The sequence below is a fragment of the Mycobacterium sp. E2462 genome, assembly GCF_001672685.1.
Classification (GTDB): Bacteria; Actinomycetota; Actinomycetes; order Mycobacteriales; family Mycobacteriaceae; genus Mycobacterium.
The window spans coordinates 1-14,408 of the sequence record NZ_LZKC01000292.1 but is presented as its reverse complement, the minus strand read 5'-3'; the positions used below and the strand labels follow the sequence as shown (position 1 = coordinate 14,408).

15 protein-coding genes and 1 pseudogene are annotated in these 14,408 nt (G+C 70.8%); 7 read left to right on the top strand and 9 right to left on the bottom strand.

Annotated features, from left to right (window positions below):
- The 6 genes from mbtM to A5714_RS14705 form a co-directional block, all read right to left on the bottom strand.
- The coding region (mbtM, locus tag A5714_RS14730; RefSeq protein WP_068286161.1) for a long-chain-fatty acid--ACP ligase MbtM at positions 1 to 1,459 on the bottom strand (1,459 nt) is incomplete at its 3' end.
- Positions 1,452 to 1,709: an acyl carrier protein gene (locus A5714_RS14725; RefSeq protein ID WP_068075124.1), complete on the bottom strand. Its 258-nt coding sequence runs from the start codon at positions 1,707 to 1,709 to the stop codon at positions 1,452 to 1,454. The genes mbtM and A5714_RS14725, both read right to left, overlap by 8 nt.
- Before the next feature lie 61 nt (positions 1,710 to 1,770).
- Positions 1,771 to 3,207, bottom strand: a complete 1,437-nt coding sequence (locus tag A5714_RS14720) for a GuaB1 family IMP dehydrogenase-related protein (RefSeq protein WP_068286154.1) — start codon at positions 3,205 to 3,207, stop codon at positions 1,771 to 1,773.
- Positions 3,208 to 3,259: 52 nt separating this feature from the next.
- The gene (gene gndA, locus A5714_RS14715; protein WP_068075131.1) at positions 3,260 to 4,729 is read right to left on the bottom strand and encodes an NADP-dependent phosphogluconate dehydrogenase; all 1,470 of its coding nucleotides are present in this window, start codon (positions 4,727 to 4,729) and stop codon (positions 3,260 to 3,262) included.
- A gap of 100 nt (positions 4,730 to 4,829) precedes the next feature.
- Entirely contained in the window at positions 4,830 to 5,777 is a 948-nt protein-coding gene (locus tag A5714_RS14710; protein WP_068075134.1) for a M56 family metallopeptidase, read from the bottom strand.
- 14 nt (positions 5,778 to 5,791) lie between these two features.
- Positions 5,792 to 6,211 carry a BlaI/MecI/CopY family transcriptional regulator gene (locus A5714_RS14705; protein ID WP_068075137.1) on the bottom strand — a complete coding sequence of 140 codons (420 nt, stop codon included), beginning with the start codon at positions 6,209 to 6,211 and terminating at the stop codon, positions 5,792 to 5,794.
- Positions 6,212 to 6,573: 362 nt separating this feature from the next.
- On the opposite strand from A5714_RS14705, the gene A5714_RS14700 reads away from it, so the two are divergent.
- The 7 genes and pseudogenes from A5714_RS14700 (at position 6,574) to A5714_RS14670 (ending at position 11,360) form a co-directional block, all read left to right on the top strand.
- A complete protein-coding gene (locus tag A5714_RS14700) occupies positions 6,574 to 6,993 on the top strand; it encodes a PaaI family thioesterase (RefSeq protein ID WP_231973932.1) in 420 nt (139 codons plus the stop codon).
- Between the two features lie 56 nt (positions 6,994 to 7,049).
- Entirely contained in the window at positions 7,050 to 7,352 is a 303-nt protein-coding gene (locus tag A5714_RS14695; RefSeq protein WP_068286150.1) for an urease subunit gamma, read from the top strand.
- The gene (locus A5714_RS14690; RefSeq protein WP_068286147.1) at positions 7,349 to 7,663 is read left to right on the top strand and encodes an urease subunit beta; all 315 of its coding nucleotides are present in this window, start codon (positions 7,349 to 7,351) and stop codon (positions 7,661 to 7,663) included. The genes A5714_RS14695 and A5714_RS14690 overlap by 4 nt, the downstream gene beginning before the upstream one ends.
- Positions 7,660 to 9,380, top strand: a pseudogene (locus A5714_RS14685) (urease subunit alpha). Before A5714_RS14690 ends, A5714_RS14685 begins: the two are co-directional and overlap by 4 nt.
- Positions 9,381 to 9,386: 6 nt before the next feature.
- Positions 9,387 to 10,022: an urease accessory protein UreF gene (locus A5714_RS14680; protein WP_068286143.1), complete on the top strand. Its 636-nt coding sequence runs from the start codon at positions 9,387 to 9,389 to the stop codon at positions 10,020 to 10,022.
- Between the two features lie 10 nt (positions 10,023 to 10,032).
- Positions 10,033 to 10,713 (top strand): urease accessory protein UreG, encoded by a 681-nt coding sequence (gene ureG, locus A5714_RS14675; protein ID WP_068286142.1) that lies wholly within the window; start codon positions 10,033 to 10,035, stop codon positions 10,711 to 10,713.
- Complete coding sequence (locus A5714_RS14670) at positions 10,713 to 11,360, top strand: urease accessory protein UreD (RefSeq protein ID WP_068286165.1); 648 nt, start codon at positions 10,713 to 10,715, stop codon at positions 11,358 to 11,360. Before ureG ends, A5714_RS14670 begins: the two co-directional genes overlap by 1 nt.
- A gap of 21 nt (positions 11,361 to 11,381) precedes the next feature.
- On the opposite strand, the gene A5714_RS14665 is transcribed toward A5714_RS14670, so the two are convergent.
- The 3 genes from A5714_RS14665 to A5714_RS14655 all read right to left on the bottom strand — a co-directional run.
- Positions 11,382 to 12,773 (bottom strand): NAD(P)/FAD-dependent oxidoreductase, encoded by a 1,392-nt coding sequence (locus A5714_RS14665; protein ID WP_068075159.1) that lies wholly within the window; start codon positions 12,771 to 12,773, stop codon positions 11,382 to 11,384.
- 169 nt (positions 12,774 to 12,942) lie between these two features.
- Positions 12,943 to 13,860, bottom strand: a complete 918-nt coding sequence (locus tag A5714_RS14660; protein WP_068286137.1) for an LLM class F420-dependent oxidoreductase — start codon at positions 13,858 to 13,860, stop codon at positions 12,943 to 12,945.
- 52 nt (positions 13,861 to 13,912) lie between these two features.
- Positions 13,913 to 14,408 (bottom strand): SDR family oxidoreductase (locus A5714_RS14655; protein WP_068286134.1); only part of this gene is annotated, 496 nt, incomplete at its 5' end.

Here is a 14,408-nt window from a genome sequence, read left to right as displayed (position 1 = left end):
CGGACGGCACCACCCCGCACACCGAGGCGACGCGCTGAATGACCTCGGCGCGGGCGCCCTCCTGATCGGGTCCGCGGAATTCGGCGGCGACCACCAGCCCCGGCCGCGCCGTCCGCGCGCCGGTGCCCAGCGCCACCACCGCGCCCTCGCGCACCCCGCGGACCCGCGCGGCGACCGACTCGATCTCGGTGGGGAAGACGTTGCGCCCCGCGATGGAGATGATCTCCTTGGCCCGGCCGCAAACCACCAGGCCGTGGTCGCCGACAAAGCCGAGATCGCCCGTGGGAAACCAGGCCGCGGGGTCGAGCGCGTCGTGGCCGAGGTAGCCGTCCATCAGCGAGGCGCCGCGGATCTCGATCTCGCCGATCCCGTCCTCGCTCGGCGCGATGCGGATCTCGGTGCCGGGGATCGGCTCGCCCAGGGCCGCGCGCCGGTGCGTCCCGGTGGCGTCGGTGACGACGTCGACGCGCAGGCCGGTGCCCGGCGCCGGGACGGCCACCGCGCAGGTCGACTCGGCGAGCCCGTAGGAGGGGGTCGCCGCCCCCGCGTCGAACCCGAACGGCGCCATGGTGTCGGCGAAGCGCTGAAAGCCCTCGCAGTCGATGGGTTCGCCGCCGTTGATGGCCACCCGCACCGCGCCCAGGTCGACGTCGGAGACGCGCCGGGCGTACTTGCCGACGATGTTGTAGGCGAAGTTGGGCGCCGCGGTGATCGTGGCGCCGCTCTGGGCGAGCCAGCCCAGCCACCGAAACGGCGAGGCGGTGAACGCCGCGGTGGGCGCCAGCCACAGCGACATCTGGCCCAACGCCGACGCCAGCAGGAACGACAGGCCCATGTCGTGGTACAGCGGCAACCACGAGCAGCCGACGTCCGCCGCGGTCACCGACAACCGCCGGTTGAGGCCGCGCAGGTTGGCCAGCACGGCGCCGGGCGACAGGGCCGCCGTCTTGGGTGTGCCGGTCGAGCCGGCCGTGCCCTGCAGGATCGCCGGATTCGACGTCGGCGCGGGGGCGCCGGGCGAGCGACCACCCCGCGTCGCGGCGGCGAGATCCTCGACCACCACGTCGCCCAGGCCGTCGGGGTGCAGCGCCTGCAACCCGTCCAGGTAACCGCCGTGGCTCAGCACCGTGCGCACGCCGACGCCGACGAACCGGGTCAAGGTCGCCTCGGCCCAGCGCCGCGCCTCGGCGCCGCGCACCGGCCCGGGCAGGATCGCCACACTCGCGCCCGCGAGCCACGCACCCTGCAGGGCGGCGACGAATTCGACGGTGGGCTCGCCGACCAGCCCGACGGCGGGCGGCTGGTCGCGGTCCTGCAGCCAGGCGGCCACGGCCTCGGCCAGGCCGTGCACCTCGGGCCAGGGGTGGCGGCGCCACGTCGACGATTCGCGGTCCAGCACCACGAGGTCGGTGGGCGCCGTGCGCATCGCCGCGCTCAGCGCGGCGGCGAGCTCACTCATCGCGATACCTGGACGCGACCGCGGCCTGCAAGTCGCCCACGGTGTCGCAGTTCAGGAGTTCCTCCTCGGTCAGGGACACGCCCAGCCGCTCCTCGATGGCCACCATGCCGACGGCGAACGCCACGGAGTCGAGGCCGACGTCGTCGACCAACCGCGCGTCGCGGGTGACACGGCTCATGTCGACGTTGAGTTCATCACGCAGGATGCTCAGCACCGCGTCGTGGACGGCGGTCGAGGGCGAGGAGGTCATGGCGCAGTACGTTAACAGCTCCCGTTAGGCAAGGCTAGCCTTACTACCGGGGCGGCGGAAGTTACCAGCCCTGCGGCAGCGGGTGGCCTTCGGCGAAACCGGCGGCCGACTGCACGCCGATGACGGCCAGGTCGTGCAGCTCGGCCAGGTTTGCGGCGCCGACGTAGGTGCAGGTGCTGCGCACGCCCGAGGTGATGTGGTCGATTAGGTCCTCGACGCCCCCGCGGGCCGGGTTCAGGCCCATCCGGGACGTCGAGATGCCCTCCTCGAACAGGGCCTTGCGGGCGCGGTCGAAGGCGGTGTCGGCGCCGCTGCGCGCCACCACCGCCCGCTTGGAGGCCATGCCGTAGCTCTCCTTGTAGGGCTGGTCGTCGCGGTCGCGCAGCAAGTCCCCGGGTGACTCGTAGGTGCCGGCGAACCAGGACCCGATCATGACGTTGGAGGCCCCGGCGGCCAGCGCCAGCGCCACGTCGCGCGGATGCCGGATGCCGCCGTCGGCCCACACGTGCCCGCCCGCTTCCCTTGCCGCTGCGGCACACTCGACGACGGCGGAGAACTGCGGGCGCCCGACGCCGGTCATCATCCGGGTGGTGCACATGGCGCCGGGGCCCACGCCGACCTTGACGATGCTGGCCCCGGCGTTCAGCAGGTCGCGGGTGCCCTCGGCGGAGACCACGTTGCCCGCGACCAGCGGCACGCCCAGCTCCAGCGAGGCCACGGTCCGGATGGCCTCGAGCGTCTTGGCCTGGTGGCCGTGCGCGGTGTCGATGACCACCACGTCGACACCCGCCTCGACCAGCGACCGGGCCTTGGCGCCGACGTCACCGTTGATGCCCACCGCCGCGCCCACCCGCAGCCGGCCCCGGGCGTCGGTGGCGGGGGTGTAGAGCCCGGTGCGGATGGCGCCGGTGCGCGTCAGCACGCCGGCCAGCGTGCCGTCGCCGTGGGTCACCACCGCGACGCCCGTCGGTGCGTGCTCGAGCAGGTCGAAGATCTTGCGCGGCTCGGTTCCCAGTGGCGCGGTGACGAAGTCGGTGATGGCGACGTCGCGCACCCGGGTGAAGCGGTCCACGCCCAGGCACGACGATTCGCTGACCAGCCCGATGGGGCGGCCCTCGAAGGCGACGACGGCCACGCCGTGCGCGCGCTTGTGGATCAGGGCGGTGGCGTCGGACACCGAGTCATCGGGCTCCAGGACCACCGGGGTGTCCAGGACCAGGTCGCGGCTCTTGACGAAGTGCACCGTCTGCTGCACGGCGGTGCTCGGCAGATCCTGCGGCAGGATGACGATGCCGCCCCGACGCGCGACCGTCTCGGCCATCCGCCGCCCGGCCACCGCGGTCATGTTGGCGACGACGACGGGAATCGTGGTCCCCGACCCGTCCTCGGTGGACAGGTCCACGTCGAAGCGCGACGCCACGTCCGAGCGGTTCGGCATCACGAAGACGTCGTTGTAGGTCAAGTCGTAGCCGGGTGCCTGCCCGTTGAGAAACTTCATCGCCGTCGCCCCGCCTACTCCCCGTCCCCGTTGCGTCCTGTCGTGCTACCCGCTAGGCGGGCACTTCGCTGCGGTCACCGCTCCACAGCGTGTGGAAACGCTTGTCGGGCTCGGCGTCGATGCGGCCGTAGGTGTGCGCGCCGAAGAAGTCGCGCAGGCCCTGCGTCAGCGCCGCCGGCAGCCGCTCGGTGCGCAGCGCGTCGTAGTAGGACAGCGCCGAGGAGAATCCCGGGATCGGGATGCCCAGCTCGGTGGCCGTGACGACGACGCGGCGCCAGCTGTCGATGGAGTCCTCGATAGCGCTGCGGAAATAGGGCGCCACGATCAAACTCGGCAGGTCGGGGTTCTCGTCGAACGCCTCCTTGATCCGATTGAGGAACTTGGCCCTGATGATGCAGCCGCCCCGCCAGATGGTGGCCATGTCGCCCGGGGTGATGCCCCAGTCGTATTCGGCGCTGCCGGCCTGGATCTGGTTGAAGCCCTGGGCGTAGGCGATGATCTTCGACGCGTACAGCGCCTTGCTCACGTCGTCGATGAATTGCGCCGCGTCGCTGGGCTTTTCGCCGAGCTTGCCCGACGCCAGGCCGGTGGTCGCCTTGCGCTGGGCCACCGAGCCGGACAGTGCGCGGGCGAACACCGCCTCGGCGATGCCGGTCACCGGCACCCCGAGGTCGAGCGCCGACTTCACGGTCCAGCGGCCGGTGCCCTTCTGCTCGGCCTCGTCGAGGATGACGTCGACGAGCGGCTTGCCGGTCTTCGCGTCGGTCTGGCGCAGCACTTGCGCGGTGATCTCGATCAGGAAGCTGTCCAGGTCGCCGTTGTTCCATTCGGCGAACACGTCGGCGATCTCGGGCGCGGTCTTGCCCAGGCCGTCGCGCAGCAGCTGGTAGGCCTCGCCGATCAGCTGCATGTCGGAGTACTCGATGCCGTTGTGCACCATCTTGACAAAGTGCCCGGCCCCGTCCGGGCCGATATGGGTGCAGCACGGCACGCCGTCGACGTGGGCGGAGATCTCCTCGAGCAGCGGGCCCAGCGACTTGTAGGACTCGGCGGGTCCGCCGGGCATGATCGACGGCCCGTTCAGCGCCCCCTCCTCGCCACCGGAGATGCCGGCGCCGACGAAGTGCAGGCCGCGCTCGCGGATCGCTTTCTCGCGGCGGATGGTGTCGGTGTAGAGCGCGTTGCCGCCGTCGATGATGATGTCACCGTCTTCCATGGCGTCGGCGAGCTCGTTGATGACGGCGTCGGTGGGGTCACCGGCCTTGACCATGATGATCACCCGGCGCGGCTTTTCCAGCGCGTCCAGGAATTCCTCGATGGTCTCTGAGCGGACGAAGTTGCCGTCGTCGCCGTGCTCTTTGAGCAGCGCGTCGGTCTTGGCGACCGAGCGGTTGTGCAGCGCAACGGTGTACCCGTGCCGGGCGAAGTTGCGGGCGAGGTTCGAGCCCATCACGGCCAGGCCGGTGACGCCGATCTGCGCGGTGCCGGTCGTGGAACCAGGTTGTGCATCGGACGAACTCATGTCTTCGCCTCTCGGTCGGCGGGGAGTGCTGCGACAAGCTTGCCGACACACTCTGACACAGGGCGGCGGTGGTCCGCCAAAGTGTTTGTCCGCCGCTGGCCTACAGGTTGAACAGCCGCCGCAGCTCGGTGAGCCACGGCACGGCCAGGGCGATGGTGGGCACCACGAAAACCGCCACCGCGGCCACGTAGGCGGCCGCCGCGAGCGGCAGGCTGTTGCCCTGTCCCGACAGCCGCCGGACGCGCAGCACGGTGCTCGGGCCGCCGACGGCCAGCGCGCCCGACGGCGCGCGCCCCGTCGCGCAGGCGACGAGCGCCCGGGCCAGGGGAGCGCGACCCGCGGCGCGCACCGCGGCGTCGTCGGCGAGCAGCTCGACCAGCAACTGCACCGCGCCCAGCGCGTTGGCGCTGCGCACCAGCCGGGGGAAGGCGGCGTGCACGGCGGTGAACGCCTCGAGCACCAGGTCGTGGCGCGCCCGCAGGTGGGCCCGCTCGTGGGTGAGGATGGCGTCGACCTCGGCGTCGGCCAGGGTGCTCAACGCGCCCTCGCTGACCACGACGCGGCTGCGCACCCCGGGCAGGCAGTAGGCCAGCGGCTGCGCGACATCCAGCACCCGCAGGGCGCGGGTCTTGGCGCACGGTTGCCGCGCCGTGCCGTGGTCCACCCCGACGAGGTCGACCACCATGCGGTGGTGCGCCCGGCGGCGCCGGTTGGCGATGGCGACGCGCACGATGGCGACCATGAGCCGGGCGCCGACCACCACGGTCAGCGCGAACACGGTGATGTAGGCCGCCCACAGCGGCCAGCCGAGCCGGCCGGCGGCGCCGACGACGCTCGCGGTGGGGCGGCCGTCGGGTCCGGGCATCAGCAGGCGGGTGGCGATCGCGATGCCGGCGCTGAACGCGGAGAGGACCGCGGCCAGCGCGATGGCCTGCCACAGGACGAGAGCGGCCCGCGGTGCCCGCATCGGCCACCGGCTGCGTGCCAACACCGCCGGCGCCGGGCCGGCTAGCAGCCCCGCAAGAATGGTGAAGGCCAGCGCGGACACACCGTCATTCTCCCTCAGCCCTCCGGCGCCGCGCCAGCAGACGGGGTGTTCTTGCGCTGATTGGCCTCCAACTCAGAGAGCGCGCGGCGCAGGGCCGCCGCCTCGTCGGCGCCGACCCGCTCGACGAAGTGCACCAGCGCGGCCTGCCGGCTGCCGGAGTCCTCGGCCTGGGCCAGGGCGTCGACCATCAGGCCGGCCACCAATTCGTCGCGCCCGTGCACCGCCGCGTAGCGGTGCGCGCGGTCGTCGCGGATCTGCGACACGAGGTTCTTCTTGGCCAAGCGCTGCAGGACCGTCATGACCGTCGTGTACGCGAGCTCGCGCTGCGCCGCCAACGCCTCGTGGACCTGGCGGACGGTCTGCGGCTCCGCCGCGGACCACAGGTGGTCCATCACGGCCCGTTCGAGGTCTCCCAGCCGAGTCAGTTTGGCCATAGTTCGTTCATCTCCTGAGCGTCGGAACCAGCGTACTCCGGCTTACTACCGACGGTCGTACCGAAAATCGGCCGACGACGCCGGCGGCCGACCGCTCGGCGCCGACGAGAACGGCGCGAGCAAGCCGCGAGTAAGCAATGTGAACAATACGCTTGCAAAGTTAGGGCAGCCTTGCCTATATTGAACGGGTCGAGCGATACGGACCGCGTGAGTGTCCAGAGGGCTGCTGAGACCCCCGGTCCACTCGATCGGCGAGCCCCGTGCCTTCGTGGCACGGGGCTCAGCCGTTTCTCGGGGACTGGCAGGCCTTTTCGCCGATGCCCGGGGCCGTCGGCGCCGCCCGATGGTGTAGACACAGGAACGTGTCAGTGCCCCCGCAATCCAGCATCCCCCCGGATTTCAGCGCGCCGTTCGACGACGAGATCGGGCTGCGCTACACCGAACTCGGCCCCGACGGCGTGCGCGCCGAACTCGAGGTGTCACCCAAGCTGCTGCAGCCGATGGGTTTGGTGCACGGTGGCGTTTATTGCTCGATGGTGGAGAGCCTGGCCAGCGTCGCCGCGCACCTCTGGCTCGCCGAACACGGTGGCGGCGACGTGGTGGGCGTCAACAACAACACCGATTTCCTGCGGTCCATCGGCTCCGGGAAGGTGTTCGGTGCGGCCGAGCCCATCCATCGCGGGCGCCGCCAGCAGCTGTGGTCGGTGACCATCACCGACAGCGACGACCGGGTGATCGCCCGGGGCCAGGTGCGCCTGCAAAACCTCGAGCCCAGGGGCTGAGCACAGAGGGCGGCCATCACGGCGCCGCGCGCCCCGGCATGGCAGGATTTCGGGATATGCGCCTGACGCCGCACGAGCAGGAGCGGTTGCTGCTGTCCTACGCCGCCGAGCTGGCTCGCCGCCGCCGGGCCCGCGGGCTCCGGCTCAACCACCCGGAAGCGGTGGCCCTCATCACCGATCACATCCTCGAAGGCGCGCGCGACGGGCGCAGCGTCGGCGAGCTGATGGCCAGCGGCTGCGATGTGCTCGGCCGTGACGACGTCATGGACGGGGTGCCGGAGATGCTCGACGACGTGCAGGTGGAGGCGACGTTCCCGGACGGCACCAAGTTGGTCACCGTGCACCACCCGATCGCATGATTCCCGGCGAAATCCTCTACGGCCGCGGCGATGTCGAGATCAATGCGGGCGCCGAGCGCATCGAGGTCGACGTCCTCAACACCGGTGACCGGCCGGTGCAGGTCGGTAGCCACATGCACCTCCCGCAGGCAAACGCGGCGCTGTCCTTCGACCGCGCGGCCGCCCATGGGTACCGCCTCGACGTCCCGGCGGCCACCGCCGTGCGCTTCGAACCCGGTGTGTCCCTGCGGGTGCGCCTGGTACCGCTGCGCGGCCGCCGCGAGGTGCATGGCCTGAGCCTGGCTCCGCCCGGACGGCTCGACGCCCGATGACCCAGCTGTCGCGGGCGCGCTACGCGGCGCTGTTCGGGCCTACCACCGGGGACCGGATCCGGTTGGCGGACACCGACTTGCTGATCGAGATCACCGAAGACCGCAGCGGCGGGCCGGGATTGGCCGGTGACGAGGCGGTGTTCGGCGGCGGCAAGGTGCTGCGCGAGTCGATGGGCCAGGGCCGGGCCTCGCGGGCCGACGGCGCGCCCGACACCGTGATCACCGGCGCGGTGATCGTCGACCACTGGGGAATCATCAAGGCGACATCGGTATTCGCGATGGCCGCATCGTGGCCATCGGCAAAGCCGGTAACCCGGACACCATGGACGGCGTGCACCCGGACCTGGTGGTGGGCCCGTCCACCGAGGTGATCGGTGGCAACGGCCGGATCCTGACCGCCGGCGCCGTCGACTGTCACGTGCACCTGATCTGCCCGCAGCTCATGCACGAGGCGCTCGGCGCCGGGATCACCACGATCATCGGCGGCGGCACCGGACCGGCCGAGGGCAGCAAGGCCACCACGGTCACCCCGGGCGCGTGGCACCTCGCCCGGATGCTGGAAGCGCTCGACGGATGGCCGGTGAACTTCGCGCTGCTAGGCAAGGGCAACACCGTCAACGGTGAGGCGCTGTGGGAGCAATTACGCGGCGGCGCATCGGGTTTCAAGCTGCACGAGGACTGGGGATCGACCCCGGCGGCCATCGACGCGTGCCTCACCGTGGCGGCCGCCGCCGGGGTGCAGGTGGCGCTGCACACCGACACGCTCAACGAGACCGGCTTCGTCGAGGACACGCTGGCGGCGATCGCGGGCCGGTCGATTCACACCTACCACACCGAGGGGGCCGGTGGCGGGCACGCCCCCGACATCATCAGGGTGGCGGGCCAGCCCAACGTGTTGCCCAGTTCGACGAATCCGACGCGTCCGCACACCGTCAACACCCTCGACGAGCACCTGGACATGCTGATGGTCTGCCACCACCTCAACCCCAGGGTGCCCGAGGATCTGGCCTTCGCCGAGAGCCGGATCCGGCCCTCGACCATGGCGGCCGAGGATCTATTGCACGACATCGGCGCCATCTCGATGATCGGCAGCGACTCGCAGGCGATGGGTCGGATCGGCGAGGTGGTGTTGCGCACCTGGCAGACCGCGCACGTCATGAAACGCCGCCGGGGCGCACTGCCGGGCGACGGCGCCGCGGACAACACCCGGGTGCGCCGTTACGTCGCGAAATACACCATTTGCCCGGCGATCTCGCATGGCCTGGACGGCGAGATCGGCTCGGTGGAGGTGGGCAAGCTGGCCGACCTGGTGCTGTGGGAACCGGCGTTCTTCGGGGTCCGGCCGCACGCGGTGCTCAAGGGCGGCATGATCGCCTGGGCCGCGATGGGTGACGCCAACGCCTCCATCCCCACCCCGCAGCCGGTTCTGCCGCGGCCGATGTTCGGTGCGGCGCCGGCAGCGGCGGCGGCCACCTCGGTGCACTTTGTCGCCCCGCACGCGATCGAGGCCGGGCTGGCCGAACGGCTCGCCGTCAACCGTCGCCTGGCGCCGGTGCGCGACACCAGCGGGCTCGGCAAGGCGGCGCTGCCGCTCAACGACGCGCTGCCCGACATCCAGGTGGACCCGGACACGTTCACCGTGCGGGTCGACGGCGAGGTGTGGCAGGAGCAGCCGGCGTCGGAACTGCCCATGGCGCAACGTTATTTCCTGTTCTGAGGACGCATGACCGCCCTGGCGACGCTGCTCACCCTGGCCGACTCGCGGCTGCCGGCCGGGGGGCACGTGCACTCCGGCGGCGTCGAGGAGGCCGTCACCGGCGGGCTGGTCACGGACCTGCCGACGCTGGACGCCTTCCTGCGCCGCAGGATTCGCAGTCACGGCCTGGTGACCGCGTCGATCGCGGCCACGGTGCACCGCGGCGAGTTGTCGGTGGGCGACGCCGACCGCGAGACCGACGCCCGCACACCGGCGCCCGCCGCGCGGCACGCGTCGCGCAGCCAGGGCCGCGGGTTGGCCCGGCTGGCGCGGCGGGTGTGGGCGCAGGAGCCGTGGCAGGCCCTCGGCCCGCACCCGCACCTCGCCGTCGCGGCGGGGCGCGTCGGCGCGGTCAGCGGCCTGGCGCCGCACCTGGGCGCCCTGGCCGTCGTCTACACCACGATGACCGGGTCGGCGACCGCCGCCCAACGGCTGCTGGCGCTGGACCCGGCCGACGTGGCGGCCCTGACCTTCCGGCTCGCCGATCTGTGCGAGCGCACCGCCGCCGAGGCGACGCTCGGTCTGGCCGACCTGTCCGACCCGTTGCTCGATACGCTGGCGCAGCGCCATGCGGAACGCGAGCGGCCCTTGTTCGTCTCCTGAAAGGTTCACGATGCCAACGCAATTGCCGCACACCCACAGCCACCCGCACACCCATGCCGACCGACCCAGGCGGGTCCGGCAGCCCGGTGAGCCGCTGCGCATCGGGGTCGGCGGCCCGGTCGGCTCGGGGAAGACGGCGCTGGTCGCCGCGCTGTGCCGGCAATTGCGCGACGAGCTGTCCGTCGCGGTGCTGACCAACGACATCTACACCACCGAGGACGCCGACTTCCTGCGCCGCCACGCGGTGCTCCCGGACGACCGGATCACCGCCGTGCAGACCGGCGGCTGCCCGCACACCGCCATCCGCGACGACATCACCGCGAACCTGGACGCGATCGACGATCTCATCGCCGCGCACGACCAGCTCGACCTGATCTTGGTCGAATCCGGCGGCGACAACCTCACCGCGACGTTCTCGTCGGGCCTGGTGGACGCGCAGATCTTCGTCATCGATGTGGCCGGCGGTGACAAGGTGCCGCGCAAGGGCGGCCCGGGCGTGACGTTTTCGGATCTGTTGGTGGTCAACAAGACCGACCTGGCGCCGCTGGTCGGTGCCGACCTGCGGGTGATGGCCGACGACGCCGCCGCGGTGCGCGATGGACGCCCGACGGTGCTGCAGTCGCTGGCCGAAGACCCGGCCGCCAGCGAGGTGTTGAGCTGGGTGCGCGCCCAACTTCGGGCGGCCGGGTGATGCGGTCGCGAGTGGAGGTGGTCGCGTCGCGCGATCGGCTGCCCCGCGTCCGTTGCACCGGCGGCGTCGCCGCCCGCTACACCGGTTTCGACACGGTGCACCTGGTGTCGGCGGCCGCCACGCCGCTGGGCGGCGACACCATCGACATCCGCGTGATCGTCGAACCGGGCGCCGGCCTGGCGCTGCGTAGCGCCGCGGCCACGGTCGCGCTGCCCGGCCCCGACACCCCGACGTCGCGAATGCTGTGGGCGATCGAGAACGCCGGCAGCCTCGATATCGACCTGGAACCGACCGTGGTGGCCGCGGACGCGCGGCACTTGTCCTGCGCCACCGTGTCGTTGGGTGACCAGGCCCGGCTGCGGTTTCGCGAGCGGGTGCAGATCGGAAGATGCGGTGAGCGCCAAGGGTTTTGGTCGGGATCAATGACCGCCGACTGCGCTCGGCACCCGGTGCTGCGGCACCGGCTGGAGCTGGGGCCCGGATCCCTGACCGACGACGCCCTCGGGGCTCCGCGCGCCACGATCAGCGAGTTCCGTTACCCCGCAACCGCTTTCGACGCGTCGCCGCTGCTCGACGGGGCCACCACGCTGTGCCTCGCCGGCGGTGGGCTGCTCAGCACGTGGCAGGCCGAGCGCCTGGCGGGCTGACTGGCCCCCCGACGGGGCCCCTTAACTGGCGACGCGTTCGGTTCCCGTGGAACCGCGGGCCTCGGCCGCTAGCTCGGCGAGCTGCTCGATCCGGGTTCGCGCGAACGCCTGCTGCTCGGTGATCGTCAGCTGCCCGCGGCGGGTGCTCAGGAACGTCACGGTCCACGACAGCAGCGTGCTGATCTTCGTCTTGAAGCCGACGAGGTAGACCAGGTGCAGCACCAGCCACATCAACCAGGCGATGAACCCGCTGAACTCCAGCGGCCCGATCTTGGCCACCGCGGAGAACCGCGACACCGTAGCCATCGACCCCTTGTCGAAGTACTGGAACGGCTCGCGCTGGCCCGGGTCCGCCCCGCCCACCTCGGCTTTGATCATGCCGGCGACGTACTTGGCGCCCTGGATCGCACCCTGCGCCACACCGGGAACGCCCTCGACGGCGGCCATGTCGCCGATGACGAACACGTTCGGGTGACCGGGAATCGACAGGTCGGGCAGCACCTTGACGCGGCCGGCCCGGTCCAACTCGACGGCGGACTGCTCGGCCAGGTCCCGGCCCAGACCGCTGGCCTGCACGCCGGCCGACCACACCTTGCAGGCCGATTCGATGCGGCGCAGCTTGCCGTCGGGGTCCTTGACCGTCAAGCCGTTACGGTCCACATCGGTGACCATGGCGCCCAGCTGAATCTCGACGCCGAGCTTCTCCAACCGCGCTCGCGCGCGCTGACCCAGCTTGTCACCGAACGGTGGCAGCACGGCGGGGGCGGCGTCGAGCAGGATCACCCGGGCCTTGGTGGAGTCGATGCCGCGGAACGAGCCCTTCAGCGTGTAGGTGGCCAATTCGGCTATCTGCCCGGCCATTTCGACGCCGGTGGGGCCGGCGCCGATGACGGTGAACGTCAGCAGCTTGGCCCGTCGCTCCGGGTCGCTAGACCGCTCCGCCTGCTCGAAGGCGCTCAGGATCCGGCCGCGCAGCTCCAGCGCGTCGTCGATCGACTTCATGCCGGGGGCGAACTCGGCGAACTGGTCGTTGCCAAAGTAGGACTGCCCGGCGCCCGCGGCGACAATCAAGCTGTCGTAAGGGGTTTCGTAGGTGTGGCCCAGCAGCTCGGAGACCACCGCCCGTCGCGTCAGGTCGATGTGTGTCACGTTGCCCAGCAGCACCTGGACGTTGCGCTGGTGCCGCAGCACCACCCGGGTGGCGGGGGCGATCTCGCCCTCGGAGATGATCCCGGTGGCCACTTGGTAGAGCAGCGGCTGGAACAGGTGATGGGTCGTGCGGGCGATCAGCTTGATGTCGACGTTGGCGTGCTTGAGTTTCTTCGCCGCGTTGAGACCACCGAATCCCGATCCGATGATGACGACCTGGTGGCGACGCTCCGGTCCAGCTGTTTCTTCTGGATGGGGGCTCATGTTTCCGCTGCTCCTGACGGGGGCTTTTGGACGCGCGACTGCAGTTACAAACCACGCTAGTCACGCGAGTACCCCGATACCTAGCTGGTAAGCGTGTGTAATCAACCACACCCGCTGCATCACACCTGTTCGGGCAGGGTGATTTTCGTCATGCCGCCCGCGTCGGGGGCTATAGGCCGACCAACGGGCGCAGCGCCTGGCCGGCGGCGTCGACGGCACCCGGTGTGTAGAACGGCATGTTGATGATCAGGCTGTCGATGCCGGCGTCAATCACCTTGGTCTTGAGTTGATCGGCGACCGAGTCGGCGTTGCCGACCGCCATGCGCTGCGTCATCTCCGCCGGAACCTGGTCGGCTTGCGCGTTCTCGTCGAGCAGCACCGTGACCAGGACGCTGGTCTCCAGCGTGGCCGGGTCGCGCCCGATCTTCTCGCACTGTTCGCGGATCACCTGCACCTTGCGCGGCAGCTCGTCGAACCCGGCGATCACGTTGAGGTGGTCGAAGTGGCGGACGGCCAGCGGGATCGTCTTCTTCTCACCGCTGCCGCCGATCATCAACGGAATGTGGTCGCGGAAGCGGGGATTGGCGACCGCCTCGGTGGTGTGATACCAGGTGCCGGAGAAGGTGGGCCGCTCACCCTTGAGCATGGGCAAGATGATCTGCAGGGCCTCGTCGAGGCGGTTGAACCGGTCGGTGAAAGTGCCGAATTCGTAACCCAATTGGTCGTGTTCGAGCTCGAACCAACCGGTGCCGATACCCAGGATGGCCCGCCCTTGGCTCACCACGTCGAGCGTCGTGATGACCTTGGCCAGCAGGGTGGGATTGCGGTAGGTGTTGCCGGTGACCAGCGTGCCCAGCTGCACGCGTTCGGTGGCGGTGGCCAGCGCGCCGAGCGCGGTGTAGGCCTCCAGCATCGGCTGATCGGGCGAGCCGAGCATGGGCAGTTGGTAGAAGTGGTCCATCACGAAAACCGAATCAAATCCAGCCGATTCGGCCTCACGGGCCTGGGCGATGACGGTGGGGAAGAGTTCCTCGACCCCAGTGCCGTAGGAGAAGTTGGGAATCTGCAAACCGAGTCGAATAGCCACGGTAGTTACCGTAGCGATCCTCCGGCGGGCGAAGAAGGGCGCGAGAAACGCTCTAAGCGAAACGCGCCAGCGCGCCGTGGCTCACGTGCAGCGTCTGCCCGGTGATGTGGCGGGCCGCCGACGTGGTCAGGAACAGCGCCAAGCGCGCCACCTCCGACGCGACCGGCGGGCTGGTCCGCGAGAGGCCGTCGTAGCCGGCCTCGGCGCTGCGACCGCTCGCCACCGCGTTGACGGTGATGCCGCGAGTGCCAAAGATGGTGGCCTGCCCGGCAACCCAGCTCGACAGGGCCGCCTTGGCGGCGGAGTCCGCGCTGCCCGGCGCCGGGTTCTCGGCCACCACGCTGATGATGGAGCCGCCGGAGCGCAGGTGGTCGCCGACGTTCTGCACCGTCAGGACGGCGGACAGCACCGTCGCGTCCAGCGCCTGGCGCCACGCCGCCGCCGTGTCGGCGATCGAGTGGGTGCGGGGGTCGCCGGCGTCGAACGTCGGGGCGGGCACGTGCACGATGGTGTCGAGGTGATGCGGGAACTGCGGCCGCGCCTCCGCG

Excerpts from the sequence above, each read along its gene's own strand:
- A5714_RS14720 (WP_068286154.1), bottom strand. The coding sequence starts at position 3,207 with ATGAAGTTTCTCAACGGGCAGGCACCCGGCTACGACTTGACCTACAAC.
- A5714_RS14670 (WP_068286165.1), top strand. The coding sequence starts at position 10,713 with ATGCGGTCGCGAGTGGAGGTGGTCGCGTCGCGCGATCGGCTGCCCCGC.
- ureG (WP_068286142.1), top strand. The coding sequence starts at position 10,033 with ATGCCAACGCAATTGCCGCACACCCACAGCCACCCGCACACCCATGCC.
- A5714_RS14690 (WP_068286147.1), top strand. The coding sequence starts at position 7,349 with ATGATTCCCGGCGAAATCCTCTACGGCCGCGGCGATGTCGAGATCAAT.
- A5714_RS14705 (WP_068075137.1), bottom strand. The coding sequence starts at position 6,211 with ATGGCCAAACTGACTCGGCTGGGAGACCTCGAACGGGCCGTGATGGAC.
- A5714_RS14665 (WP_068075159.1), bottom strand. The coding sequence starts at position 12,773 with ATGAGCCCCCATCCAGAAGAAACAGCTGGACCGGAGCGTCGCCACCAG.
- A5714_RS14680 (WP_068286143.1), top strand. The coding sequence starts at position 9,387 with ATGACCGCCCTGGCGACGCTGCTCACCCTGGCCGACTCGCGGCTGCCG.
- A5714_RS14725 (WP_068075124.1), bottom strand. The coding sequence starts at position 1,709 with ATGACCTCCTCGCCCTCGACCGCCGTCCACGACGCGGTGCTGAGCATC.
- A5714_RS14695 (WP_068286150.1), top strand. The coding sequence starts at position 7,050 with ATGCGCCTGACGCCGCACGAGCAGGAGCGGTTGCTGCTGTCCTACGCC.
- gndA (WP_068075131.1), bottom strand. The coding sequence starts at position 4,729 with ATGAGTTCGTCCGATGCACAACCTGGTTCCACGACCGGCACCGCGCAG.